At 69.0% G+C, this 25,129-nt stretch carries 23 protein-coding genes; 17 read left to right on the forward strand and 6 right to left on the reverse strand.

Annotated features, from left to right (window positions below):
- The first annotated feature begins 93 nt into the window (after positions 1–93).
- Entirely contained in the window at positions 94–978 is an 885-nt protein-coding gene (locus OG417_RS47185; protein ID WP_329244109.1) for an oxygenase MpaB family protein, read from the forward strand.
- 55 nt (positions 979–1,033) lie between these two features.
- On the opposite strand, the gene OG417_RS47190 is transcribed toward OG417_RS47185, so the two are convergent.
- Genes OG417_RS47190 through OG417_RS47200 form a run of 3 tightly spaced genes read right to left on the reverse strand, consistent with a single transcriptional unit; the run spans position 1,034 to position 3,092 of the window.
- Positions 1,034–1,798, reverse strand: a complete 765-nt coding sequence (locus tag OG417_RS47190; RefSeq protein ID WP_329244112.1) for a crotonase/enoyl-CoA hydratase family protein — start codon at positions 1,796–1,798, stop codon at positions 1,034–1,036.
- A gap of 10 nt (positions 1,799–1,808) precedes the next feature.
- Positions 1,809–2,582: an SDR family NAD(P)-dependent oxidoreductase gene (locus tag OG417_RS47195; protein ID WP_329244114.1), complete on the reverse strand. Its 774-nt coding sequence runs from the start codon at positions 2,580–2,582 to the stop codon at positions 1,809–1,811.
- Positions 2,583–2,642: 60 nt separating this feature from the next.
- Entirely contained in the window at positions 2,643–3,092 is a 450-nt protein-coding gene (locus OG417_RS47200; protein WP_329244117.1) for a hypothetical protein, read from the reverse strand.
- Between the two features lie 31 nt (positions 3,093–3,123).
- Here OG417_RS47200 and OG417_RS47205 point away from each other — a divergent pair, with 31 nt between their 5' ends.
- The 14 genes from OG417_RS47205 (at position 3,124) to OG417_RS47270 (ending at position 18,368) form a co-directional block, all read left to right on the forward strand.
- A complete protein-coding gene (locus OG417_RS47205) occupies positions 3,124–3,804 on the forward strand; it encodes a response regulator transcription factor (RefSeq protein ID WP_329244120.1) in 681 nt (226 codons plus the stop codon).
- 29 nt (positions 3,805–3,833) lie between these two features.
- Positions 3,834–5,123, forward strand: coding sequence for a HAMP domain-containing sensor histidine kinase (locus OG417_RS47210; protein ID WP_329244123.1), 1,290 nt, complete (start codon positions 3,834–3,836; stop codon positions 5,121–5,123).
- 675 nt (positions 5,124–5,798) lie between these two features.
- Positions 5,799–6,605: a glycosyltransferase family 2 protein gene (locus OG417_RS47215; RefSeq protein WP_329244126.1), complete on the forward strand. Its 807-nt coding sequence runs from the start codon at positions 5,799–5,801 to the stop codon at positions 6,603–6,605.
- On the forward strand, positions 6,605–7,684 hold the full coding sequence (locus OG417_RS47220) for a GNAT family N-acetyltransferase (protein ID WP_329244128.1): 1,080 nt from the start codon (positions 6,605–6,607) through the stop codon (positions 7,682–7,684). The genes OG417_RS47215 and OG417_RS47220 overlap by 1 nt, the downstream gene beginning before the upstream one ends.
- The gene (locus tag OG417_RS47225; protein ID WP_329244131.1) at positions 7,681–8,658 is read left to right on the forward strand and encodes a glycosyltransferase family 2 protein; all 978 of its coding nucleotides are present in this window, start codon (positions 7,681–7,683) and stop codon (positions 8,656–8,658) included. The genes OG417_RS47220 and OG417_RS47225 overlap by 4 nt, the downstream gene beginning before the upstream one ends.
- Entirely contained in the window at positions 8,655–9,422 is a 768-nt protein-coding gene (locus tag OG417_RS47230; RefSeq protein ID WP_329244133.1) for a polysaccharide deacetylase family protein, read from the forward strand. Before OG417_RS47225 ends, OG417_RS47230 begins: the two co-directional genes overlap by 4 nt.
- Positions 9,423–9,472: 50 nt before the next feature.
- Complete coding sequence (locus OG417_RS47235; protein ID WP_329244136.1) at positions 9,473–12,892, forward strand: hypothetical protein; 3,420 nt, start codon at positions 9,473–9,475, stop codon at positions 12,890–12,892.
- A 2-nt stretch (positions 12,893–12,894) separates the two neighbouring features.
- Complete coding sequence (locus OG417_RS47240) at positions 12,895–13,281, forward strand: hypothetical protein (RefSeq protein WP_329244140.1); 387 nt, start codon at positions 12,895–12,897, stop codon at positions 13,279–13,281.
- A gap of 251 nt (positions 13,282–13,532) precedes the next feature.
- Positions 13,533–13,859: a hypothetical protein gene (locus OG417_RS47245; RefSeq protein ID WP_329244143.1), complete on the forward strand. Its 327-nt coding sequence runs from the start codon at positions 13,533–13,535 to the stop codon at positions 13,857–13,859.
- Positions 13,860–14,972: 1,113 nt separating this feature from the next.
- A complete protein-coding gene (locus tag OG417_RS47250) occupies positions 14,973–15,260 on the forward strand; it encodes a hypothetical protein (RefSeq protein ID WP_329244146.1) in 288 nt (95 codons plus the stop codon).
- A 285-nt stretch (positions 15,261–15,545) separates the two neighbouring features.
- Complete coding sequence (locus OG417_RS47255; protein WP_329244149.1) at positions 15,546–16,313, forward strand: hypothetical protein; 768 nt, start codon at positions 15,546–15,548, stop codon at positions 16,311–16,313.
- A 203-nt stretch (positions 16,314–16,516) separates the two neighbouring features.
- The gene (locus OG417_RS47260; protein WP_329244151.1) at positions 16,517–16,807 is read left to right on the forward strand and encodes a hypothetical protein; all 291 of its coding nucleotides are present in this window, start codon (positions 16,517–16,519) and stop codon (positions 16,805–16,807) included.
- 372 nt (positions 16,808–17,179) lie between these two features.
- Positions 17,180–17,482 (forward strand): hypothetical protein, encoded by a 303-nt coding sequence (locus OG417_RS47265; protein WP_329244153.1) that lies wholly within the window; start codon positions 17,180–17,182, stop codon positions 17,480–17,482.
- Between the two features lie 223 nt (positions 17,483–17,705).
- Complete coding sequence (locus OG417_RS47270; RefSeq protein WP_329244157.1) at positions 17,706–18,368, forward strand: hypothetical protein; 663 nt, start codon at positions 17,706–17,708, stop codon at positions 18,366–18,368.
- A gap of 151 nt (positions 18,369–18,519) precedes the next feature.
- Here the strand turns inward: OG417_RS47270 and OG417_RS47275 are convergent, their stop codons facing one another.
- Both OG417_RS47275 and OG417_RS47280 read right to left on the reverse strand, forming a co-directional pair.
- Positions 18,520–19,269, reverse strand: a complete 750-nt coding sequence (locus OG417_RS47275; RefSeq protein ID WP_329244160.1) for an MIP/aquaporin family protein — start codon at positions 19,267–19,269, stop codon at positions 18,520–18,522.
- Positions 19,270–19,293: 24 nt separating this feature from the next.
- Complete coding sequence (locus OG417_RS47280) at positions 19,294–20,550, reverse strand: SLC13 family permease (RefSeq protein ID WP_329244163.1); 1,257 nt, start codon at positions 20,548–20,550, stop codon at positions 19,294–19,296.
- A gap of 970 nt (positions 20,551–21,520) precedes the next feature.
- On the opposite strand from OG417_RS47280, the gene OG417_RS47285 reads away from it, so the two are divergent.
- Positions 21,521–21,814, forward strand: coding sequence for a hypothetical protein (locus OG417_RS47285; protein ID WP_329244166.1), 294 nt, complete (start codon positions 21,521–21,523; stop codon positions 21,812–21,814).
- Positions 21,811–23,247 carry a hypothetical protein gene (locus OG417_RS47290; RefSeq protein WP_329244169.1) on the forward strand — a complete coding sequence of 479 codons (1,437 nt, stop codon included), beginning with the start codon at positions 21,811–21,813 and terminating at the stop codon, positions 23,245–23,247. The genes OG417_RS47285 and OG417_RS47290 overlap by 4 nt, the downstream gene beginning before the upstream one ends.
- Before the next feature lie 22 nt (positions 23,248–23,269).
- On the opposite strand, the gene OG417_RS47295 is transcribed toward OG417_RS47290, so the two are convergent.
- Positions 23,270–25,120: an ABC transporter ATP-binding protein gene (locus OG417_RS47295; protein WP_329244171.1), complete on the reverse strand. Its 1,851-nt coding sequence runs from the start codon at positions 25,118–25,120 to the stop codon at positions 23,270–23,272.
- Positions 25,121–25,129: the final 9 nt, after the last annotated feature.

Consider the following 25,129-nt stretch of genomic DNA (forward strand, 5'->3'; position numbering starts at 1 on the left):
GCGACGTACCCAGTCGTGACGTACCCAGGCGTCCTCCGGCATCCCTCGGACGCGCTCTGGCCAGCCAAGCAAGTGGTTACTTACAATGAGGCAATGTTCCCCGACGACCTCGCGACCGGCGGCGTGCCGGGCGGTCGCCCGGCTCACGGCGCCACGAGCGACGCCCCCGGTGACGCGACGGCCGGCTACGACGGCCTCTTTCGCGACGACGACCTGATCCGCATGATCGGCCGCGAAGGGTTCCTCATCGCGGCGGGCGGCGCGGCCTCGCTCCTCCAGACCGCCCATCCGAAGGTCGCCCAGGGCGTCTTCGACCACAGCTACACCGCCGAGGACCCGTTCGGCCGCCTGCGCGGCACCATGCAGTGGGTGTACGCGGTCGGCTTCGGCACCCGTACCGAGGCCGAACGGCTCAGCCGGATCGTCCGCGGCATGCACGACCGGGTCACCGGGCCCGGCTACAGGGCGAACGACCCGGAGCTTCAGGTGTGGGTTGCCGCGACGCTCTTCGCCACGGCCGTGCACGCGTACGAGCTGCTCTTCCGTCGTCTCTCCGATGACGAGCGGGCGGCCTACTACGAGCAGACCAAGATCTACGCGACCATCCTCGGCTGCCCGTACGCCATGATGCCGGCGACCTACTCCGACTTCCGCGCGTACTACGCCAGGACGCTCGCGTCCTTGCGGATCAGCGACGCGTCGCGGGCCGTCGCCCGCCAGGTGCTGCACCCGCGCCTGCGGGGCGGCGCGCTGAACGAACCCGGGCTGGCCGCGATCCGCCTCATCACCGCCGGGCTGATGCCCGAGCCGATCCGCCGGCAGTACGGCTGGCGGTGGGACCGGGCGCGGCGGGCCCGCTTCCACCTGCTCATGTCCGCCCTGCGGCTGGTGTACCCGCGCCTGCCGCTGCGCGTCCGTACCTTCCCGCGCGACCACTACCTGAAGGACCTGCGCCGGCGCATGCCCAAGAACGTCTGAGGACGGCCCGGAGCGGGCCGCCCTCAGGCAGAGACGTTAGAGCCCGCGCGGGCTCTTACTCGCCGGACCAGGACGGACGGCGCTTCTCCGCGAACGCGGCGGCGCCCTCCACCGCGTCCTTGGACCCGAAGACCGGGTTGATGATCTCGCCCTGCTTGGCGAACTGCTCCGCGCTGTCCCAGTCGGGCGACTCGACGATGACACGCTTGGTGGCCGCGAGGGCGAGCGGCGCGTTCTCAGCGATCTTGGCGGCCAGCTCGCGCGCCGTGGCCAGGGCCTCACCCGGCTCCGCGATCCGGTTGACCAGGCCGAGCTCGGCCAGCCGCGACGCCGGGTAGTGGTCGCCGCTCAGCGCCAGCTCCATCGCGGCGTGGTACGGGATCCGCCGCGGGAGGCGCAGCAGGCCGCCCGCGCCGGCGACGAGACCGCGCTTGACCTCCGGCAGCCCGAACTTCGCCTCCGAGGACGCGACGATCAGGTCGCACGCCAGGGCCAGCTCGAACCCGCCAGCCAGGGCGTACCCCTCGACGGCGGCGATGATCGGCTTGGCCGGCGGGCGCTCGACGATGCCGCCGAAGCCGCGGCCCTCGGCGAGAGGGCTGTCCCCGGTCAGGAAGCCCTTGAGGTCCATGCCGGCGCTGAACGTGCCGCCCGCGCCGGTCAGCACGAGAACCGACACGTCCTTGCGCGCGTCGAACTCATCCAGCGCGCCCGCGATGCCCTTGGCGACCGCGCCGTTGACGGCGTTCCTGGCCTCGGGGCGGTTGATCGTGATGACGGCGACGCCGTCGCCGACCTCGGTCAGAACTGCATCCGACATGGCGCGGACCTCACTTGGGCTGGAAGCGGATACCGCCGTCGAAGCGGACGGTCTCGGCGTTGACGTAGTCGTTCTCCACGAGCGAGCGCACCAGGTGGGCGAACTCCGAGGCCCGGCCCATGCGCTTGGGGAACACCACCGGCGCGGCGAGCTTCTTCTTGAACTCCTCGGCCTGCTCGCCCTGCCCGTAGATCGGCGTGTCGATGATGCCCGGGCAGATGGTGTTCACGCGGACGCCGATGGCGGCGAGGTCGCGAGCGGCGGGTACGGTCATGCCGATGATGCCGCCCTTGGAGGCGGAGTAGGCGACCTGCCCGGTCTGGCCCTCGATGCCGGCGACGGACGCGGTGTTGATGACCACGCCGCGCGTGTTGAACTCGTCCAGCGGCTCGGTCTTGGCGATCGCCGCGGCGCCGATGCGCATGCCGTTGAAGGTGCCGATGAGGTTCACCTCGATGACCTTCTTGTACGACGCGAGGTCGTGCGGCGAACCGTCCCGGCCGACGGTGCGCGACGCCCACCCGATGCCGGCGCTGTTCACCACGACGCGCAGCGGCGCGCCGGTGGCGACGGCGGCGTCGACGGCGGCCTGCACCTGGGCCTCGTCGGAGACGTCCACCTTGACGAACACACCGCCGATCTCGTCGGCGATGGCCTTCCCGCGGTCCTCGTTGAGGTCGGCGATGACTACCTTGGCGCCATGTGCGGCCAGGTCGCGTGCGGTGGCCTCACCCAGCCCGCTCGCGCCGCCGGTGACGATGGCTGCAGCTCCGTTGACATCCATAAGCAGGAGGTTACCGGAGTAGACCGAACCGCATTCTGGTGACGTCGATCACTCGGCGGCTCACCCGACGACGCGGACGTCCGGGGCGTGACCGTTCCAGGTCGCGAACAGGCTGGAGCTTTGGAATCCCTTGGTGAAGTCGACCCGCAGCCAGCCGTCGCCGTGCCAGGTCCGCATCTCGTATCCGGGGTTCGGGGTGGCCGAGACGAGACGCGCCGCCGTCGCCGTCACCGACAGCACGACCTTGCCCCCGTGGATGGCATAGGTACGGTCGCGCGGCGTCGGCGAGGGGGCCCGCGACGGCGTCGCGACGGTGGAGGAGTCGGAGGGCGGCGAGGCGGTCACCGGCGGCGGGGTCACCGGTTGCCGCCCGCCCACGAGAGGCCGGGTGGCGGGCGGTTCACCGAAGACCGCGTTGTGCAGCACCGGACGGGCGCCGAACCAGACGAGCAGGATGGCGAGCGCGGTTGCTCCGCCCCACACGGTCACATAAGTCATCACACGCCGCACGGGTGCCATGGTGCCCCTTAGGCTACGGAATATGGCGAATGTACTAGTCGTCGAAGACGACCAGTTCGTACGCTCTGCACTCATTCGTGAGCTCACCGAGCGCTCCCACACCGTCCGCAGCGCGAGCACGGCGCTCGACGCCCTGCGCGAGGTGTCGCAGGACGCGCCGGACGTCGTGGTCCTCGACCTCGGATTACCGGATCTGGACGGAGCCGAGGCGCTGAAGATGCTGCGCGCGGTCTCCGACGTCCCCGTCGTCGTGGCGACCGCCCGCGACGACGAGACGGAGGTCGTCCGGCTGCTCAACGCGGGCGCCGACGACTATCTCGTCAAACCCTTCTCCGCCGAGCACCTGATCGCCCGGCTGTCCGCCGTCCTGCGCCGCGCCCGCGGCCGGTCCGCTCCCCCGCGTACGTGCCAGGTGGGCGGGCTGCGCGTCGACCTCGAGGCGCGCGAGGCCTTCCTGGACGGCACGCCGCTCGACCTGACCCGCCGTGAGTTCGACCTGCTCGCGCACCTGGCGTTCCGCGCCGGTCAGGTGGTCTCCCGGCGCGAGCTGCTCACCGAGGTCTGGCGCCAGTCGTACGGCGACGACCAGACGATCGACGTCCACCTGTCGTGGCTGCGCCGCAAGCTCGGCGAGACCGCCTCCCGCCCCCGCTACCTGCACACCGTACGCGGCGTCGGCGTGAAGCTGCTGCCGCCCGCATGAGCCCGTGACGAGCATCGGATGAGCCGCCTATGAGACGGTCCCTCGCACTCGTGTCGGCCGCCGTCACGTCGATGGTCGCACTCGCCTTCCTCGTCCCGCTCGGGCTCATGGTGCGGGAGATCGCCCGCGACCGCGCGCTCGCCGACGCCGAACGGCAGGCGGGCTCGCTCGCCCCCGCGCTGGCCATCTCCACCGACCGCGCCGCGATCGAACGAGCGGTCGCGAGCACCCAGGCCGGAGAGGCCGGCCGGGTGGCCGTGCACCTGCCCGGCCGCGCCACGATCGGCACCACGCACGCGCACCTGGCGGACCTGCAGACGGCCATGGCGCGGGGCCGGTCGTTCTCGGCGCGCGCGGCCGGCGGCTACGTGCTGCTCCAGCCGGTCGCCCTGGACCAGGACCGGACGACGGTGGTCGAGGTGTACCTGCCGAAGGAGGACCTGACACGCGGGGTGCGGTCGGCCTGGATCGTGCTCACCGGCGTGGCCGCCGCGCTCGTCCTCGGTTCCGTGGTGGTCGCCGACCGCCTGGCCGCCCGCGTCGTCGGCTCCGCGCGCACCCTCGCCAAGGCGGCCACGATCCTCGGCGGCGGGGACCTGCGGACCCGGATCGACCCGCAGGGACCACCCGAGCTGCGCGAGGCCGGCCGCGCCTTCAACACCATGGCCGACCGGGTCGAGGCGCTGCTCGCCGCCGAACGGGAACTGGTCGCCGACCTGTCCCACCGGCTGCGCACCCCGCTCACCGCTATGCGCCTGAACGCCGCCGCCCTCGGCCCCGAACCGGCGGCCGAGCAGACCCGCCTGGCGGTCCAGCGTCTGGAGGAGGAGGTGGACCGGATCATCGGCGCGGCTCGCCGGCCGAAGCAGCAGCGCGCGCTGTGCGACGCCGCCGAGGTCCTGCGCGACCGGATGGAGTTCTGGTCGGCCCTGGCCGAGGACCAGAACCGCGACTGCGAGCTGGTGGGCGCCGAACACCCGGTGGCGGTCCCGGTCGCCCGGGGCGAGCTCAGCGCCGTACTGGACTCCCTGCTCGGCAACGTGTTCCGGCACACGCCCCAGGGGACGGCGTTCGTGGTGACGCTGTACGAGGGCGTCGGCCGGGTGGTCATCCTGGTCGCCGACGCCGGCCCCGGGATCGACGACTCGGACACGGCCCTGCGCCGGGGGGCCAGCGGCGGCGGCTCGACCGGCCTCGGACTCGACATCGCGCGCCGCATGGCCAAGGCGGCGGGCGGTGACGTGCGCATCGACCGCTCGACGCTCGGCGGCGCCCAGATCCAGATCTGGCTCCCGGCGGCGGACGCGCGACGGCTGTGAGCCGCGTCCGCTATGTCTCACTTAGATCCTCCTTAACGGGACCTTAAGGAGGCGGACGAAGGCCGCCGGCGGCCCTAACGTGAGGGACGTTCACAAGGGCTGTTCCACATCCGGGGAGGTGCGTCGGCGATGAGCTCCCCCAGGGCAAGCGCTCACCCGCCAGAGCGTTCGCCGCGTCGTCGCCGACGCACCTCACAGTGAAACCTCCCGAGCCGTACGCGACCCCCCGTCACCGCACGGCCTCCCGAGCCAACCCGGATACCCGCCCCCGGGGGCGGGCCCTGCGCTGACCCACGCACGGCCCGCCCCCCTTTCACGCCCGCTCCGCACAGTCACGCTCGCGCCGTTCCGCCGCGAACCGTGCTTCGTCGCTCGATCAGAGCGCGACTCCCAGACGTCGGACAGGCCGCCCCTTTTCGGGGTATTTGACCGAACAAATACCCGCGCACCCGAAATAACGACGCTCGACGTTCACCCAGGTCAGGGAATGGTTCATAACCATCTGCAATAGGGCGATTACCCAGTGGAACCATCCCGGTGACGTAGTTCGGTTGCGTCAGCCGGGGGAGGGTTTTCCGTACCCCGCGCCCGACGATCGATGGTGTCAGCCCGCACGAGCCTCGGCTGGAGAACCCCGGTTCTCCGAGCATCGATCTGCCAAACGGGGGCACCCAAATGCACGAGCCGGACTCTGTCCAACTCACCGACGGCATGCAATCCGGCGCGGTCCTGCACCACCTCGACGCCGCACGCCACCGCGCTTCCTGGCCGACGGTCTCCGCCGTCATCCCAACGCTCAACGAGGCCGAGAATCTTCGATGGCTCTTGCCCCGGCTCTCCGGGGTGAACGAGATCATCATCGTCGACGGCGAGTCCGACGACGGCACCACCGACATCGTCCGCAAGCTACGCCCGGACGCCGTCCTCATCGAGCAACCCCCCATCGGCAAGGGCGCCGCGATGCGTGCCGGCTTCCAGGCCGCCACCAGCGACGTGATCGTCTCGATCGACGCCGACGGGAGCATGGACCCGAAGGAGATCGATGCGTTCGTCGCGCTGATCTGCTGCGGGTTCGACATCGTCAAGGGTTCCCGCTACTGCGTCGGCGGCGGCTCGGACGACCTCACCCTCCTCCGCCGGGCCGGCAACCTGTGGTTGACCCGGCTCGCCAACGTTCTCTACGGCGTGCGCTGGACCGACCTGTGCTACGGCTACATCGCCCTGCGCCGCTCGGTGGTCGACCGGCTCGGCCTCGAGGCCGACGGCTTCGAGATCGAGACCGAGCTGTGCGTCAACGCGATCACCGCCGGCCTGCGCGTCGCGGAGGTGCCGAGCCACGAGCTCGACCGCAGGTCGGGCGAGTCGAAGCTCAACGCGCGCCGCGACGGCCTGCGGGTCCTGCGCACGATGATGCGCGGCCGCCGCACGCCCCCGCCCCCGGTCCTCCCCCGCTACGAGCCCGGTTTCGAGGAGGCGGGCTGATGAGGATCGAGGTCATCCGTCCCGAGGAACTCGGCGAAGCCGAGCTGCGCCGATGGCGCGGCCTCCAGGCCTCCACCCCCACCCTCGCCAACCCCTTCCTGTCCCCCGAGTTCACGCTGGCCGTGGGCCGGTTCCGCGCCGGCGCGCGGGTGGCCGTGCTCAGCGACGGCGGCGGCGTCGCCGGCTTCTTCCCGTACGAGCGGCACGTGCTCGGCATCGGCCGGCCGATCGGTGCCGGGCTGACCGACTGCCAGGGCCTCATCGCCCCCTCCGACCTGGAGTTCGACGTACGCGCTCTGCTGCGCGCCTGCCGTCTCTCGGTGTGGGAGTTCGACCATCTGCTCGCCGAGCAGACCGCCTTCGCGCCGTACCACGCCGAGACCCGCGCCGAGCCCGTCATGGACCTTCGTGAGGGCTTCGCGGCCTATGCCGACGAAGCGCGCGGACGCTCGCCCAAGACGATCAAGACGGTGCGCTACAAGGAGCGCAAGCTCGGCCGCGAGGCCGGCGAGGTCACCTACACCTTCGCGGAGACCGACCCGGCCGAGCTGCGGCGGCTGATGGCGTGGAAGTCCGCCCAGTACCGCCGCACCGGCCGTACGGACCGGTTCGCCGAGGCGTGGATCGTCGCGCTCGCCGAGCACCTGCACGCCACCGGCACCGGCGTGCTCAGCGTGCTGCGCGCCGGCGGTCGCCCGGTCTCGGCCCACCTCGGGCTGCGTACGGGCAGCGTGATGGCCGGCTGGTTCCCCGCGTACGACACGGAGTTCGCCAAGTACTCCCCCGGCATGATCGGTCACCTGCGGATGGCCGAGGCCGCCGCGGAGGCCGGCGTCACGCAGATCGCGATGGGCCGCGGCGGACGCGAGTACAAGGACTGGCTGAAGAACGGAGAGTTCCCGATCGCCGAGGGACGCGTGGCCCGCGCCTCGGCCGCCGCCGGGCTGCACTGGGTCAAGGGCACCCCGGTGCGCCGGGCGCGCAGCGCCGTCCTCGCCCATCCCGCCCTGTACGCACGGGCCGACCGGGTGCTGAAGACCTACGCGCGGCTGCGTGGTCACACCGGGGACGCGGCGTGAAGATCTCCGTGGTCATCTGCGCCTACACCGAGAAGCGGTGGGACGACGTGCTGGCCGCCGTCGCCTCCGTACGGGCCCAGAGCCTCGCGGCGCACGAGGTGATCCTCGTGGTCGACCACAACCCGGCGCTGCTCGGCCGGCTCCGGCCGGCGCTGCCGGACGTGAAGGTGATCCCCAACTCCGGCCCGCAGGGCCTGTCCGGGGGCAAGAACACCGGCGTCGCGGCGTCGACCGGCGACGTCGTGGCCTTCCTCGACGACGACGCCGTCGCCGAGGCCGGCTGGCTGGCCGCGATGGCGAGCGGGTACGACGGCGCGAACGTCGCCGGGGTCGGCGGCCTGACCCTTCCCAAGTGGGACGGCGCGGTTCCGCGCTGGTTCCCCGAGGAGTTCGCCTGGGTCGTCGGCTGCACCTACCGGGGCATGGTCCGCGGGCCGATCCGCAACCTCATGGGCGGCAACGCCTCGTTCCGGCGCGAGGTCTTCGACGTGGCCGGCGGCTTCCGCAGCGGCATCGGGCGCACGGCGAGCGGACGGCCGCTCGGCTGTGAGGAGACCGAGTTCTGCATCCGCCTGCGGCAGGCCGCGCCCGAGACCGTCCTGCTGTACGACGACAACGCGGTGATCTGGCACCGCGTCCCGGCCGAACGCGCGCGCTTCGCCTACTTCCGCAGCCGCTGCTACGCCGAGGGGCTGTCGAAGGCGCTGGTGACGCGGAGTGTGGGAGTCGGCGACGGCCTGGCCAGCGAACGCCGGCACGCCATGGTGGCGCTGCCCCGTGGCGTCGTCCGCGGGCTGCGCGCGGCGGTCACCGGCGACCCGTCGGGGCTCGGTCGCGCGGCCTCGATCGTCGCCGGACTGACGTTCACGACGTTCGGCTACGCCGCCGGGTCGCTCCTGGCGCGCGACGGCCATCCGCCGTCGATGAGCATCCGCACCGGCCGGGGGGGCCGGCGCGAACGGGAGGCACAGTGAACGACGCGACACGAGCCGGCGCGGTGCCGGTGCTGATGTACCACTCGATCGGCGGCTCCGACCGGCTGTCGGTACGGCCCGAGGCGTTCGCCGAGCAGATGGCCTGGCTCAAGGAACACGGCCACACGCCGCTGCCGTTCGGCGAACGCACGCGTCCCGCCGTACGCCCCGTGGTGATCACCTTCGACGACGGCTACGCCGACTTCCACGAGCACGCGCTGCCGGTGCTCGAACGGTACGGCTTCGCCGCGACGCTGTTCGTGACCACCGGCTGGCTGAACGACGCCGGGCGCCACGCCGCGGGGGCGCCGCCCGGCCGCATGCTCACCTGGCGGCAGACCGCCGAGGTCGCCGCCGCCGGCGTGGAGATCGGCGCGCACGGGCACAGCCACGCGCAGCTCGACCAGCTCGGCGAGACGGCGCTGCGCGACGAGCTGCGGCGCAGCCGCGGGCTCCTGGAGGAGCGGCTCGGCCGCCCGGTGCACGCGATGGCCTACCCGTACGGCTACTCCAGCGCGCGGGTCCGCCGCGAGGTACGCGCGTGCGGCTACACCTCGGCCTGCGCGGTCGCCAACGCGGTCATGACCGGACGGGACGAACGATTCGCCGTGCCCCGGCTGACCGTACGCGCGACGACCTCTCTCGACGGGTTCGAACGGGCCCTGCAAGGCCGGGGATTCCGTACCGACCACCTGCTGACCAAGGGGTACGCCGTCGTACGCCGGTCCCGGTACGCCGCCCGGCGGTTGCGGGGAGTCGCGTGACGCGGCCGCGGGTCCTTGCGCGTTCCCGGGAGGACACCAGACTGAAGCGCATGATGGCGCTCCGGGGTGAGCTGTCCAACCCGCTGTTCCGCAACGCGTACGCCCTCATGATCAACGGCGGCCTGACCGGTGTCCTGGGGCTCGGCTACTGGCTCCTCGCCGCGCGGATCTACGACCCGGCCGAGGTCGGGCGGCAGTCCGCGCAGAACCAGGCGATGATGTTCCTCGGCGGGCTGACCGCGCTGAACTTCATCCTCATGCGGTTCATCCCCGAGATGGGCCCGCGCACCCGCGCCCTGGCGCTGCGCACCTACCTCGCCGGCGTGCTGGCGGCGGCCACCCTCGCCGTGGGGTTCCTGCTGACGCTGCGCTGGTGGGGCCCGTCGTTCTCGCGCCTGGCCACGCCGCGCCACGGGCTGTTCTTCGTACTGGCGGTCGTGTCCTGGAGCCTGTTCACCGCCCAGGACGGCCTGCTCACCGGGCTACGGCGGGCGACGTGGGTGCTGGGCAAGAACACCCTGTTCGCGTGCCTGAAGATCATGCTGCTGGTGGCCCTGGCGAGCTCGTTGCCGGGCGACGGGATCACGGTGTCGTGGGTGGTCTCCGCGGTGGCGGTGCTGCTGCCGGTCGAGGCGCTCGTGCAGCGTCGGCTCATCCCCCGGCACGTCGAGGAGACGAGCGGCGACCGGCCGATCCCCTCGGGCGGGCAGATCGGCCGCTACCTCGCCGGTGACTACACCGGCACGCTCTTCTACTACGCGCTGTGCAACCTCGTGCCGGTCGTCGTCGCGACCACGCTCTCGGCCAGCGACAACGCGTACTTCTACATGTCCTGGGTGCTCGGCGCGACGGTCGACGTGCTCGCTGTGAACATGGCGATGTCGCTGACGGTCGAGGGCGCCTTCGACGCCGACGGGCTGGCCGTCGCCACCCGTTCGGCGATGCGGCGGATGGCGCTGATCCTCGTGCCGATCACCGCGGTGATCTTCTTCGCCGCCGAGCCCGGCCTGTCGCTGTTCGGTCCCGGCTACGCCGAGCAGGGCGCGCCGCTGCTTCGCCTGCTCGCGCTCGCGGCACTGCCGAAGGCGCTGATCGAGCTGTTCATCGGGGTGCTGCGGGTGCAGCGCCGGACCCGCCTCATCGCCCTGCTGCAGGCCGTGCGCTTCGCGGGCGTCCTGGCGCTCGTGCTCCTGCTCAGCGACCGGCACGACGTCGCCGGTCCCGGGTACGCCGTGCTGGCCGTCACCGTCGCGATCGCCGTCGCCGTGCTGCCTGCGCTGCTGCGCGCCGTCAAGCCGATCCCGGCCGCGCCGGTCGCCCTGCTGGAGGACGAGGACGACACGCTCGCCCAGCCCGTGCCGCTCGCCCAGTCGGGCGCCTCCGTGAGCATCGTGCGGGACGAGCCCGGCGAGCCCGGCGACGTGCCGGAGTCCGCCGAACCCGCGGGCCGGCGGCCGTGGGGGGCGTTGATCGCCTGGGCGCTGTTCCTGACCGGCCTCGGCCTCTACTGGGTGCCGCTGCGCCACGTGAACATGCTGCGCATGGACGGGTACGGCCTGGTGTCCGTACTCCCGATCGCGACGTTCGTCGGCGGCGGGCTGCTCGTCGCGGCGTTCATGTTCACACTCTGGCTGCGCCGCCAGTACCGCGTGCTGCTGTTCCTCCAGCTCGTCGCGATCATCGTGTCGCTGCACGGCCTGGCGCCCGCCCTCGAGACGTACGCCCGGCCGGAGACGGCCTGGCAGCACAACGGCTTCGTGGAGTACATCAGCCGTACCGGCGCCGCCGACTACGCACTCGACGCGCGGTTCAGCTGGCCGGGCTTCTTCGCGCTGATCGCCTTCGTCACGCGCGCCGCCGGGATTCACAACATCGAACCCCTCCTGCACTGGGCGCCGGTGGCCAGCCAGCTGCTCTACCTCGCGCCGATGTACCTCATCCTGCGCGTGATGCGGGCGAACTGGCGCGCGCAGTGGCTCGCCATCTGGCTGTTCGCCGCGGCCGACTGGGTCGGCCAGGACTACTTCTCGCCGCAGGGCTTCGGCTACCTGCTGTACCTGGTGTTCATCGGCATCCTGCTCAACTGGTTCCGGCCGCAGGCCCGTCCGGCGGCGTGGGCGGCGGGCGGCGGAAAACTGCGCTCGTTCGTCCGCGGTCCCTTCGCCCCCGGCGAGCGGCCTCCCGCCGCGAGCTCGGTCGGTGAGCGTACGGTCCTGCTGTTCGTGCTGGTCGCGGTGTTCGCCGTCACGACCGCCAGCCACCAGCTGACCCCGTTCCTGATCCTGTTCGTGTGCGGCGCGCTCGTGCTCGTACGGCGGAGCACGCTGCGCGGTCTGCCGATCCTGCTCGGCGTCATGGCGGCCGCGTGGGTGAGCTTCATGGCCACGGCGTACTGGGCCGGGCACGTCGGCGACCTGTTCTCCGGCATGGGCGCGCTGCTGTCGAACCTCACCGGCGGCGTCGCGGGCCGGGTCAGCAACGGCAGCGAGAGCCTCGCGACCGTCCAGACCGGCCGGATCCTGATCGCCGCCACCGTCATGATCGTCGCCGCGCTCGGCCTGTTGCGGCGGCGGCTGCGGCGGATCGACGACCGGGTGGCGCTGGTCCTGCTGGCCGTGCCGTTCCTCGCGGCGGGCCTGCAGAACTACGGCGGCGAGATCGCCCTGCGCGTGTACCTGTTCGTGATCCCGGGCGCCTGCGTCCTGGCGGCGTACCTGTTCTTCCCCACGACGTTCACCGCCCCGCGCCGTACGCTCGCCGTGCTCACCGCGACCGTCTGCGGGCTCCTCATCGCCGGCGGGTTCCTGTTCGTTCGCTTCGGCAACGAGAACTTCGAGGAGGTGCACCCGGCCGACGTCCGCGCGTTCAACACGATGCTGAAGGAGACGCCGCGCGGCATGATCAACGTGGTGTGGCTGGCCGACCCCACGGACGACGCCGGATACTTCCCGATGATGCCGTGGGGCGCCACGAAGATGGAGCACTTCGACTACTCCGCCGTGAAGGCACCGGCCGACCCGTCCGACCTGACGGACATCGTGCACGCGCTGCTGGACCGGCCGGGCGGCTACTTCATCACGACGCGCGGCAACGAGGCGTACAACCACTTCAACTACGGCCTGCCGCTGTCGTACGCCGACCGGATGCGCGCCGCGCTGGCCTCCTCGCCGCAGCTGCGCCCGGTGACGGTGAGCGAGGACGCGGCGGTGTACGCGCTGCGCCAGCCGCCGCCGGGAGCGTCAGCGCCGCCGGCCAGGGCCCCGCACTTCGGCGTCCGGCACACGACGTGGACCCCGATCGGCCTGTGCGCTCTCCCGCTGCTGATCGTCATCCTGGTCGCCCGCGAGGTGCTGCGGATCCGGATCCGTCCCGGCGAGACGTGGCGCCTGCAGCCACTGACGGTGTGGTCGAGCTTCCTGGTCATCGTCCTCGCCGTCGTCATCGTCGAGCGATTCCTGATATTGGGGTAGTGATGCGCGCTCTGCTGCTGCTCGGCACTCTCGCGGTCGCCGGCCTGACCGGCGCGGCCCTCACGCTGGCCGGGGTACGGTCGCCGGTGACCGGCCCGCTGACGCTGGTCTTCGTCCTGTTCACGCCGGCGTTGTGCGTGGCGCTGCTCCTGAGCGGCCTGGACCTCCTCGCCCGCGCGATCGTGGCGGGCACGGCGTCCCTGGCGCTGGCGGGGGCGATCGCCGAGGTGATGCTGGTGACCGCGGGCTGGTCGCCGCGGGGTGGCGTCGTCGCGACCGCGATCGCCTGTGCGGCCCTCGGCGTCGCCGCCGTCGTGCTGCGGCGTCGCGCCCGGCCGGTCGAACCCGCCATCGCCCCGCCTCCCGGGGAGCCCGCTCACGAATCCTGACCGCCCGGGAGTCCCCTTCTCTCGGCGATTCCCATAACGCTCATTTTCGGACATTGTGCGCTAGCTCGTACGATAAGCGGCTAGATCTCTCATTTCAGCAATTCGCTGCCCTTTGTTGTCATCTTACCTTGTGATTATCTTGCCGAGAAAGGGGCGGGGAATGCTATAAAGCACGGCACCGTTCCTGGACATTCAGGGAGTGCCGGTTCGTGAGGGCCATTGTGCCATTCCGACCAAAAAAGGAGACCGACGTGCTGAAGAAGACGTGCGCCATCGGTGGTCTGCTTCTCACCACCACCGCCGGCGCTCTGCTTACTAGCTCGCCCGCGTCTGCTCAGGTTCCAACATGGGGCGGCGGTGGCTGCTGTGGCGCACACAGCTCCTTCCGTCACTTCTCTCGGCATCACAACCGCAACTGGAACGGCAACGAGAACTCGAACCTGAACCACATCCGGCTCCGTATCCACAACCGGAACAACAACGTCGCCGTCGCCACGAACGGCCGCGATGGCCGCCGCGATGACGGTCTTGGCCTGGGCCTCGGCGGCGGGCTCGGCCTCGGGGGCCTCGACGGCTGACACAGGGACGACGGACGCCGCTGTCACTCCAGCCGCGTCGCGACTCTTCGCATGAAGTGGCCGACCGGCCACTGAGTCGCCAAGTCGCCCGCGAACATCGGGCGCCGGGGTGACGACTCCGGCGCCCTTCGCTCGCCACCGCGAGCGACCGGACAGCCGATCTCGGCGGTAAGGGGGCGGACGTGCTCACAAGGACAAAGGCCTCTCTCCCGCCGGCCGTCGCCGCAGCCGCCGGCGCTCCGCTCACGAGCGCACCGGTGTACGCCCTGACGAATCTTCTCCAGGGCCGGTACGACCACGATCGTCACAGTCATCGCTCACACGGCCGGGACCGGAACCCGAACCGCGACCGGCACCGCCCCCGGATCCTCATCCGAACCCACGAATACAACAGCAACGGCAACCGGGCTCGGACCGTGATCGCCCGGCCCTGCCGTCGAGAAGTCCGGCCCGGAATGCCCGCCGGGGACACGGCCCCGATCGCGGGAGACCGCCCGAGAGCCGGCACAGGCGCCCCGGCGCGGAACGCGGACACGACCGCGGGCCGCGCGGACAGCGGGACCGCAGGCGTGGCCGCGGGCCACCCGGGCAGTGCGACCGTGGGCACGGGCGCGACCCCGTGTCACCCGGGCGATGGGGCCCAAGGGCGACCGCGACGCGCCTCAGCGGTGGGACCGCAGGCGCGGACGGCACACGCCCCGGCACCGCCGGCGTAGCCGCGGGTGCGGGCAGCACGGGCCCGGGCGCCACCAGCGCGGGCGGCGCAGGTGTCGGCCGGGGACGCGACGGCGCGCCTACCGGCTGAGCAAAGCTCGGCGAGCCAGGAGAATCACGCGCTCCGCCGCACTCGCCGCCCGGACGCCGACTTCATTTCATAAACTCCTGCAAATCTCGCTCAACCCATAGAATCCGCGTATATCGGGCGCCGGAGTAAATACTCCGGCGCCCTCGCACTTAGCGCTACGTAAGCTCTTTATAAACATCATCTTACCCGTCGATTATCTTGCCCAGAAATCACCGGGGAATGTTAGAAAGCGCGGCACTCCCGGAAAGATCCGAGAGCGGCTATTCGCGAGATTCATCGCACCGTTCCGACATAGAAGGAGATCGAACGTGCTGAAGAAGACGGCCGCAGCTGCCGGCCTGCTGATCACCGCAACCGCCGGCGTCCTTGTCACCTGCGCACCCGCGTTCGCCGCACCGGCGCTCGCCGGGCACTCCCAGACTCACCTGGTGATGAACCACAACAGGAACTGGAATGGGAGCGAGAACGAGAATCTCAACCACATCAGGCTTCGCCTCCACAACCGCAACAACAACGTCGCCGTCGCCCGGACGCGCGGCAACAACCGCCGTAACGATGGCGCTGAAATCATCAATCCCACGATGAACGGCGGCTGAGATCAGCACCACTAGGGACAAGTCGGATATCTCGGGGTAGCAGTCCGTGCATTCGCGGGCCGCCCCGGCCGGTTAACTCGCCCGCCTCGGAATTCGGGCACGGGCGCCACTTTCCCACGCTCTCTTCGGCTTTGGCGGTTCGCACATTATTTACCACGCATCAAGCGTGACCGCACTATCACCGGAGCAGGAGGGAACGAAAGAAGAAGCGGCACTCCTCGCGCCAAACAAGAGTGTCGGCCCGCGAAAGCCATCGCACCATTCCGAGAAAGAAGGATATCGACCATGCTCAAGAAGACGCTCACGGCCGGCGGTTTTCTTACCGTCACCGCGGCCGGGGCCATCATCGGCAGCAGCCTCCCGGCGCTCGCCCAGGCTCCGATGTGGGGTGGTGGCTGCTGCGGCGCTCACTCCCGCAGTCACATCTTCCATCACCACCGCAACCGGAACTGGAACGGGAGCGAGAACGAGAGCTTCAATCGAATCCGGCTCCACATCAACAACCGGAACAACAACATCGCCGTCGCGACCACGACCGGGCCCCGCCGGGATCAGCTCAGCGATCTGCTTGGTCGGTCCGGCATGGGCGACCCGCCTGGTGGTGGGGGCGGCGGTGGCGGTGGCGGCGGCGGTGCCCGTGGCGGTAACGGCGGCGGTGGCGGTAACGGCGGCGGTGGCGGCGCTAACGGCGGTGGCGGCAACGGCAGCGTCGGAGCACCCAGCAATGGCAACATCGGAGCGCCCGAATACAGTACCGGCGACGCATCCGGCGACAACCGCGGCCGCGGCGAAGACCGCGGGCGCAATGACGACCGCGGACGCGGCGAAGACCGCGGGCGCAATGACGACCGCGGACGCGATGACGACGCTGGACGCAACGACGACGCCGGGCGCAACGACGACGCCGGACGCAACGACGACCGCGGACGCAATAACGACCGCGGACGCAACGACGACGCCGGACGCAATAACGACCGCGGACGCAACGACGACGCCGGACGCAATAACGACCACGGGCACGGCAAGAGCGCCGGACACGGCAAGGGCCGTTGACGCGGCGATCCAGCGCCTAGGAAAGCCGAAGCCCTCCGGTCAGCCGTTCAACATCTAACCGATTCTCGATCTTTATCACCTCGTACACAGCAGCCTATTGCTGCGTACCCAGTCAACGTGATGGCGGATAAAGCTCTCCAATACGCCGGAGCGCTGGTTCGCCAAGAAGCCATCACGCCATTCCGATAACAAGGAGATACGACATGCTCAGCAAGACAACCCTGGCCAGCGGTCTGTTGGTCGCCACGGCGGCCGGCGTCGTGATGACAAGCGTGCCTTCGTTCGCGCAGGTCCTCACGGGCGGCTGCGGCTCCTCCTGCTCCTCATTCGGTCACGGCAACCGGAACAGAAGCTGGAACGGAAGCGAGAACGAGGGCTTCAACCACGTCCGGCTCCACCTTCGCAACCGGAACAACAATGTCGCGGTCGCGCGCACTCGGCAAGAGGACCAGCGTCCGATTATCGTGGAGCAGCAGCAGGAGAAGGGCAAGTAACCGGTTCTCGAAAACCCGTAGGAAAGCGACCGGACGACGGCCGCATGTACGATTCCGTTGATGCCCGGTCACCAGGTCACCGCCGGCCAGTCTGATCGTCGTGGCCGGTGCCCACCAGAGGCATCACGATTTGACCGCACCGGCAGCTCGGCGCGGCATATCTAAATCGATGGGTCATCACATACAGGGCGCCGGAGGCTCACTCCGGCGCCCTTCAATTTATTCCCTATCGCTCTTTGTTGTCATCTTACCCGACGATCATGTTGCCGCGAAGACGCCTGGGAATATTAGAAAATGCGGCGCTCATCGGAACAATAGGAGCGCCGGCTCATGAGGCTATCGCGCCATTCCGATCAAGAAGGAGACCTTAAGGTGCTTAAGAAGGAAAGCATCGTCACCGGGTTGCTGATCGCCGCAGCCGGCGGTGCCGTCGCCACCAGCGTGCCTGCGTTCGCGTCGATGCCCGCGTGGGGCGGTGGCGGCTGCTGCGCCAGCTCGCACTCCAGCTTCTTCCACCACGCCCGGAACCGGAACTGGAACGGCAACGAGTCCGACAACCTCAACCACATCCGGCTCCGCCTCCACAACCGCAACAACAACATCGCGGTCGCGCGCAACGACGAAGAAGACCGGCGCCCGCTCATCATTGAGCGCCAGCAGGAGAAGGGCAAGTAATCGAGATCTGACGGCGGAACGACCGACGTAGCTGTCACACAGCCTCGTCAGTGACTCACGCCAAAAAGGGCGGCCATGCGCCGCTGAGTCGCTAAACCGCCCACGTGGAATGGGCGCCGGGGTAACAACTCCGGCGCCCTTCCCGGAGCCTATCGAAAGGGCGCCTTCATCAAGGTGCTGATTCACGAGCTCAAGGGCGGATCGAGCAATAAGGAGAACCGACGTGCTGAACAAGACAAGCGCCTATATCGGCCTGGTGATCGCCACAGCCGCCGGCGCCCTGCTCGCAAACTCGCCCGCGAATGCTCAAGTCGATCTCGTGCGCGGTTCGCATCACCATCGTCATCATTTTCGTTTTCACCACCGCTCACACAACCGGAACTGGAACGGAAACCACAACCGTCCCCGCATCTTCATCCGGATCTACATCTACAACAAGAACAACAACCGTGCGATCGCGATAGCGCGCCCGGAGCGCGGACGCTTCGACGGCGACCGGATCTCAGGACGGCGCGACCCGGGTGACCCAGGCGGTGGCGGCGGAGGTGGCGGCGGCGGAAGTGCCCGGAGCCGTGACGCCCGCGGTGGCGGGAGCGGCGACGCCCGCGGTGGCGGGAGCGGCGACGCCCGCGGTGGCCGGAGCCGTAACGCCCGCGGTGACCAGAGCTACGGAGCCGGCAGTGGCCGGAGCGTCGGGGCCAGGGAGGGAACCTCTGACCGTTCGACGAGCCGGGGTGACGCTTACGACCGGGGCGCGGCCTCCAGAGACGACGGCGGCTCACGCGCCAACGATCGGCAGAACGCCCCGCGTGACTACCAGGGTGCCACCGGCGCAGGCAGCCGGGGCAACGACGAGAGTTTCAGCGACGGTACTCCGACGTCATGACGACGCCCCGCGCCGGCGAACGACCGGCGCAGACTGAGGAGCACCTACACCTGACCAGCTGATGTTCGGGCGCCGGAGACCGACTCCGGCGCCCTACTCGATGTCTCGTTCTCCGCGTCCGCCGATGGGGATGGACGGCTCGCGAACGGGCTTAGGCGGAGACGCCCCGGGCCGGATCGTCGGCCTCGGAATCGCCGTGCGGAACGAGGACGCCCGTGTCGCCGACCGCCTTCGGATAGAGCAGGACGGCGAGCACGCCACCGATGAGGGCGCCGACGAGCTGGGCGAGGACGAACGGTCCCACCGAACCCGGAGCGATGCCGGTCGACGTGTCACTGAGGGCCCGGGCGATGGTGACGGCGGGGTTGGCGAACGAGGTCGACGACGTGAACCAGCCGGCCGCGCCGATGTAGACGCCGACCGCCGCGGGGGCGAGGTTCGTACGGCCTGAGCGGGCCAAGGCGAAGATCAGGGCCACCAGGCCCGCGGTGGCGACCACCTCTCCCAACCACAGGTGTCCGCTGAAACGGTCCTTCGACGAGGCGCTGACCGGCCGGAGCGCGAACATCACGTTGGCCAGGATCGCGCCACCGATCCCACCGGCGATCTGGACCGGCAGGTAAACCAGCAGGTCCAGGCCGGACAGGCCACCGCGGGTCTTACGGTCCAGCGCCCAGTCGATGAGGGAGACGACCGGGTTGAAGTGGGCACCGGACACCGGCCCGAGGAACAGGATGAGCGCGGTCAGCCCGGCCGCGCTCGCTGAGGCGTTCTCCAGCTGTGCCAGACCCGGGTCGGACGACAGCCGTGCGGCCATGATCCCCGAGCCGATGACCACCGTGACCAGCAGCCCCGTACCGACGAACTCGGCCAGGGCCCGCCGCCACAGCCCCCCGCTCACCGCACGCCTACCATCGCCGCCACCTCAATGCTTGCCCAGGAGGTGCAGACTGAGCCAAAGCGTCAGCACCCCGACGATCAGACAGGCCGGCACGGTCAGCACTCCGAGCCGCAGGAAGTCCCGTACGTCGGGCGGGTGGTCGTGCGAGCGGAGGAGCTGGCGCCACAGAAGCGTGGCGAGGGAGCCGACATAGGTCAGGTTGGGACCGATGTTGACGCCGAGCAGAACGGCCAGCACCAGAGTCGGTGAGTTCGAGACCAGCGGCACGAGGACGAGCGTCGTCGGCAGGTTGTTCAGCATGTTGGCGAGGATCGCGGCGATGATCGTGACGGTCAGCAGTCCGAGGAAGCTCCCGTGGTGCGGCACGATCCGGGCGACCAGTTCGCCCGCGCTGCTCCGCCGTACGGCGAGCACGACCAGGCCGAGTGCGATCACGAACAGCAGGAAGGCGGGATTGGCCGCGACGGCCATCGACTTGACCACGCTCAGGCGCTCGCCGGTCCGCAGTCCGCGCAGCCGCCGGACGGTGAGCACCCCGGCACCGGCCAGTGCGACCAGGCAGGGATGGATGCCGAAGGGCTGCAGCAGGCCGAAGCCGAGCAGGGTGAGGACGAGCACCACGATCGCCACCGTCGGTGCCTTCGTGCGCACCAGGGTCGACGAATGCTGCCGGGCATCGAGATCGGCCGCGAAATACCAGCGGAAGATCAGATATTCGACTCCGACGACCGCGAACCACGGGGCGATCATGAGCAGGCTGTAGTCGCCGAAGCTGAGACCGCTGGCGGAGAACGCCAGCAGGTTCGTCAGATTGGAGACCGGCAGCAGCAGCGACGCCGAGTTCGCGAGGTGGATGCACGCATAGACGTACGGTCGCGGCCGGACGCCCGCCGTGGCGGCCGTCGCGAAGATGACGGGAGTCAGCAGGACGACCGTGGCGTCGAGGCTGAGCGTCGCCGTCACCGCCGCGGCTATCGCGAAGACCCTGGCCAGCAGGCGTTGCGGGGAGCCTCGGCTCCAACGGGCCGCCACGGCTCCGGCGTAGGCGAAGACGCCCTCGCGATCGGCCAGGTGGGCGAGGACGAGTACGGCCGCGAGAAACCCCACCGTCGGCCCGAGCGCACCCATCTCCCGCCAGGCCGCATGCGTCGGCACCAGCCCGAACGTCACGACCAGGACCGCCGCCGGCGCTGCGGCGGTGGCCTCCGGAAGACCTCCGGGACGGGCCACGACGAAGCCTAAGACCGCTATCAGGAGCACGATGGAAATCGCGGTGTTCATGTCGACCTCACGATCAGTCTCTGGGTCTGATGAATGCACCTGTCGCCCGAGCGACTCAAAACCACGGTCTTGAGGCGATCGCATTTGATGCGGGCAGGCTCGTACGCACTCTGGGCGTATTGAATGAGACGTCTGCACGATTTTCAGTCACGACGCTCAACGGAGCTCTTAATGAGTTCGAGCCGAGCACCCGTTCGACTTACGCCGTGACCACAGAGCTCTCCGGCGATGAACGTCCGTTTCTCTCCGTCTGATCGCCACACCCGTCCAATGGATGGCGATCCTCAGCATGTCCTCCAATGATTCTCAGGCTCCGCCCAAGTCTCTCACCTGCGAAGATCCTTCGAAACGGGATGCCCTACCTCACGGAAAGCGCATTACCTCCGCCGCGCCGATCGGCCGGATCGCCGAACGGCGCCTTCTCCGCGAAAACCGGCCATGGACGCTATGTCGTCTTATAGCACGCCACGCGGATCCCCGATCCGCCACATAGCTCGGATATCGACCAGGCAATCAGCCACCGAAAAGCGACAAAAGGCGCGCTCTCCACAGGCCCTGCCGACAACTTTCAACCCGCCGTTTTATTTAGCCGGTGATGCCGCCCTGACTGATTTGGTCATGCACTTGTCGACAGTTAGTCATCTCGCCACCACGGCAAACGCGACCCGACGGATCGCTTCGAGCGATACGCCCGCGACCGCGGAAGATGATCGACGACACGCACGGGACCACGACGGCCGGACGAGCCGCGACCGACCCCGGCGATCACACCGCGAGAAGCCGCGACGGAGCTCGGGGCGGCTCATAATATCCACTTAGGTCAGGGGATTAATAGCCACTAAAAAGCCCCCGGCGACACACTATGCCCCTTTTGTTATAACATGTACACCTCTTGCGTTCGATTATTTCACGCGTTCGCTTGCTTTCGCGCCGATTGATGTCAAATTGAAGGTATGGCAAGGCAGGGCGAGTGATCGACCGCAGACCGGGCATCTCCCCCAGGCCGGCCGGCCACATGACGGGTTCGTCGATTGTCATTCTCGGAGCGCAGATGACTCACTGGAAAGCGCCACGTGAATCCGAAAATCCCGGCCCCCGCCCCGGACAGGTCCACGTCGGACCACCCCGCAAGCAACCTCCACCGCACTTCAAGACCTACGAAGGGCTCGAACACATCAGCCGGCAGCTCGAAGAGCTGGCCGACCAGGTGAGACGGCTGGCCGATGAGATCGCGAACCTCAGACTCGGCGGAGGCGAGGAATGAAGTCACGGGAGACGGCGGCAAGGTTCCTGTCCTATGGGCGTTCGCTCATCCTGTGGATCGCCTGGGTGCTGCTCCTCGCGATCTGGGTCTCGACGCTGCTGCGGCACCTGGACGAACACGACTCGACTCCCCTGCTGCTGGCCGTGACGACGGTCGCCCTCCTCGTGCTCCTGTCCTTCGCGGAGGGCATGGAGCTGGCGGTCGCGGACCTGCTCGACAAGGACGCCTCTCAGGTCAGTGACCGGCGAACGCGGGAACTCCTGAGCGCGATACAGCGGCGCTCGGGTTTCTTCTTCGCCCAGCGGCAGGTCTTCGTCGTGCTCATCGTGTCGTTCGCCAGCCTGGCGACCTCCTACGACTGGATCTATGTCCCGTTCTACGGCGAAACCCGTAATCACTCGGTGACCTTCTGGTTCAGCCTGTGCTTCGTGACGCTGACCGTGCTCTGGTTCTCCCAGGTCACCCCCAAGAGGCTGGCGGTCGCGAACTCCGAGGCCTTCCTCGGATACAGCAAGTTCGTGTGGACCGCGATCCGGGCGATCTCCCTCCTCGGCCTGCCCGGCCCCACCGACCAGCTGTTCGGGCTCGCCCGCAGGATCACGCCGTTCCGTCACGAGAGGATGCTGCTGCCGAGCAGGTCCGCGCACTACAACACCTCTGCCCACCTGTACGGCTTCGCCCTGGACAAACTGTCGACGAACCTGTCGATCGGGCGGAGCGGAGCGGCCACGATCCGCAAGAAGTTCCTGATCCTGTTCCTGTACGGACGCCACGCGCACGTGTACGGATACGTCGACAGCAACTCGATGTTCAGAAAGCCGCCGGTCATCACGCTGAAATCCATGCACGTGCTGCCGACGCCAGAGCGCCTGGAGTCCATGACCGGCACGCTCGATGCGATCTTCGACGAGGACACCAGTGCCCTCAACCGGCTCGGTCTGAAGAACAGGATCTCCGAGTGGGTCGGCAGTGTCGACGTGTCGATCGAAGAATCGGACTGGGAGGGAAACGGCCAGCACGCGATCTGGCTGATCCAGGGGCAGCCCCTTCCGGAGAGCTGCTGGCCCGAGGCCGAGGACGACATGCCGGTCCGCCCCCTGGTGGCCTTCCTGTACGAGGTCGAGGCCGAATCCGACACGGGGGCGTTCGCCGAGCTCGATGGATGCTACATGTGGCAGGAGACCATCGGTCTGCCCTGCCGGGAGTACGACATCGCCGTCGTGTCCGACCGCGAAGCCGACCTGGGCATCGCCATCCGTGAATGCAGAGTCGCCCTGGTCGGCCCCGGTACGGAGATCCCGGAGGAGACGGTGAAACTCACCCGCACCGCGGTCTCCGGAAAAGACCGATTGCGAGTCATCTACCCCGTCCAGGGGGCGGAGTACTCACTTTTGTGGTGGGAATTCAAAAGAGAATCGGAGAACTCCTGGTGATCGTAGCTGGGTGAACGCCCCGTCAGCCGCGGAGATCCTCGTCGTGAGAGCTCCGCAGGAGCCGGGCGAAGACCCCGTCGGACGACGCCAGTTCGTCATAGGTTCCCTGCTCCGCGAGCCGGCCGTCCTCGAGTACGCAGATCCGGTCCGCGCTCCGCAGGGTGTCGAGCCGGTGGGCGACCTCGATGATCGTGATCCCCTCGAGCTCCTCGATCGCCCGTTGCACCGCGCGTTGTGACTCGTTGTCCAGTGCCGAGGTCGGCTCGTCGAGGAGGAGCAGGTCCGGCCGGCGCAGCAGCGCGCGGGCGAGGCAGATGCGCTGCGCCTGGCCGCCCGAGAGACTGTCGCCCCGCTCGTGCACGAGCGTCTGGTAGCCGTCGGACAGGTTCTTGATCACGTCGTGGACGTTGGCGCGGCGCGCGGCGTCTTCGACCTGCGAGGGTATGACCTCGTCTTCGAGGCCGAACACGATGTTGTCGTAGATCGTGCCCCGGTAGAGGAAGTAACGCTGGCTCACGTAGCCGACGCGTCTGGCCAGTTCCGCCCGGCTGTAACTCGACAGCGGCACGCCGAAGAGCTCGATGTCGCCGACATAACCGTGCTGGAGCCGGTCGATTATCTTCAGTAACGTCGACTTTCCGCAGCCGGACGGTCCGGCCAGCCCGACGCGCTCACCGGATCGGACGGAGAGGCTGACGCCGTCGAGCACTCGGCTGCCGTCGCCCCCCGGGTAGGAGAACATCACGTCGCGCACCTGCACGACCTCGTCGCAGAACGCACCGGCGTTGGGCCCCTTCACCCCTGCTCCGACCGGTACGGCCTCACGGGCGGCTTCGCGCACGACCGCGCGGCGGTTGCTCACGCTGAAGCTGACGTCCTTGGGCCGATCGAGCAGGTTGGCGAGGTCGCGCGCCTGCTGTCCGCTCTCGGCGGCCTCGTCCAGCATGCGGTGAAGGTCGCGCAGCGGAGCGATGATGTTGTTGAAGAGCAGCGCGTAGGCCAGCACCTCGCCCGGCCCCAGCCGGCCGACCGTCACGAGCCCGATCGCGAAGCTGAGGACGAGGACGTACCACAACGCCTCGTTCGCGTATTTCGCGGCGTCGAACCATGCCATCGCGCGGTGGTGCCGCATCTCGGCGCCCCGCAGTTCGCCCGCCGAGACGGCCACGCGCGCGCTGAAGTAGTCCTGCGCGTTGTAGGCGCGCACGGTCTCCAGCGCGGGGAGCAGCTCGACGACCTGGCCGTCGATCTCCTCTTTGTGGTTGCGGACCGCGACGCGTATGCCGGCCTGGCTGTGGATCTGCCATCGGACCAGGAGCAGCCCGGTCGGGATGACGCACGCCATGACCAGCGCCACGCTGACATTGCGGCTGAAGGAGATCGCCACGGCGGCGAGCGCCAGAGCCCCGGTCGGCAGGAAGTCCATGAAGCTCAGCTTCAACAGCCTGGTCGAACCTTCGATGCCGCGGTTGATCCGACCGTAGATACCGCCGATCTTGCCCTGCTGAACGTAGCTGAGGTCCTGGTGAAGGACGTGCTCGTACGCCAGCTCGCGAGTATCGCGTTCAAACGCCGTCGAGACCGACTCGACGAGCTGTCTGCGGATGACCTGCAGAAGCTGTGTTATCAGCAGCACGGCGGCGACGGTGATCAGTCCGGTGAGGAGAGCCCGATGGATGACGTGCGGTTGTGCCACGACCTTGTTCACGAGCTGGCCCAGCACGACGGGCACGATCGCGGTGAGAAACGCAGAGGCCAGCATCGCCACCGCTGCCATCGCGAGGAAGACGCGCTGCCTCACGTGCAGCTGGCACAGCGCACGCCAGGCGAGCCGAGCCGCGCTTATCTCCGGTGATCCTCTACTCTTGCGCATATAAATGCT

Source organism: Actinoallomurus sp. NBC_01490 (assembly GCF_036227085.1).
Taxonomy (GTDB): Bacteria; Actinomycetota; Actinomycetes; order Streptosporangiales; family Streptosporangiaceae; genus Actinoallomurus; species Actinoallomurus oryzae.

Bases quoted from the DNA above. Each gene is read 5' to 3' on its own strand.
- OG417_RS47210 (WP_329244123.1), top strand. From the start codon at position 3,834: ATGAGACGGTCCCTCGCACTCGTGTCGGCCGCCGTCACGTCGATGGTC.
- OG417_RS47205 (WP_329244120.1), top strand. From the start codon at position 3,124: ATGGCGAATGTACTAGTCGTCGAAGACGACCAGTTCGTACGCTCTGCA.
- OG417_RS47190 (WP_329244112.1), bottom strand. From the start codon at position 1,798: ATGTCGGATGCAGTTCTGACCGAGGTCGGCGACGGCGTCGCCGTCATC.
- OG417_RS47290 (WP_329244169.1), top strand. From the start codon at position 21,811: ATGAAGTCACGGGAGACGGCGGCAAGGTTCCTGTCCTATGGGCGTTCG.
- OG417_RS47240 (WP_329244140.1), top strand. From the start codon at position 12,895: ATGCGCGCTCTGCTGCTGCTCGGCACTCTCGCGGTCGCCGGCCTGACC.
- OG417_RS47235 (WP_329244136.1), top strand. From the start codon at position 9,473: ATGATGGCGCTCCGGGGTGAGCTGTCCAACCCGCTGTTCCGCAACGCG.
- OG417_RS47215 (WP_329244126.1), top strand. From the start codon at position 5,799: ATGCACGAGCCGGACTCTGTCCAACTCACCGACGGCATGCAATCCGGC.
- OG417_RS47260 (WP_329244151.1), top strand. From the start codon at position 16,517: ATGCTCAGCAAGACAACCCTGGCCAGCGGTCTGTTGGTCGCCACGGCG.
- OG417_RS47295 (WP_329244171.1), bottom strand. From the start codon at position 25,120: ATGCGCAAGAGTAGAGGATCACCGGAGATAAGCGCGGCTCGGCTCGCC.
- OG417_RS47195 (WP_329244114.1), bottom strand. From the start codon at position 2,582: ATGGATGTCAACGGAGCTGCAGCCATCGTCACCGGCGGCGCGAGCGGG.
- OG417_RS47255 (WP_329244149.1), top strand. From the start codon at position 15,546: ATGCTCAAGAAGACGCTCACGGCCGGCGGTTTTCTTACCGTCACCGCG.
- OG417_RS47220 (WP_329244128.1), top strand. From the start codon at position 6,605: ATGAGGATCGAGGTCATCCGTCCCGAGGAACTCGGCGAAGCCGAGCTG.
- OG417_RS47280 (WP_329244163.1), bottom strand. From the start codon at position 20,550: ATGAACACCGCGATTTCCATCGTGCTCCTGATAGCGGTCTTAGGCTTC.
- OG417_RS47185 (WP_329244109.1), top strand. From the start codon at position 94: ATGTTCCCCGACGACCTCGCGACCGGCGGCGTGCCGGGCGGTCGCCCG.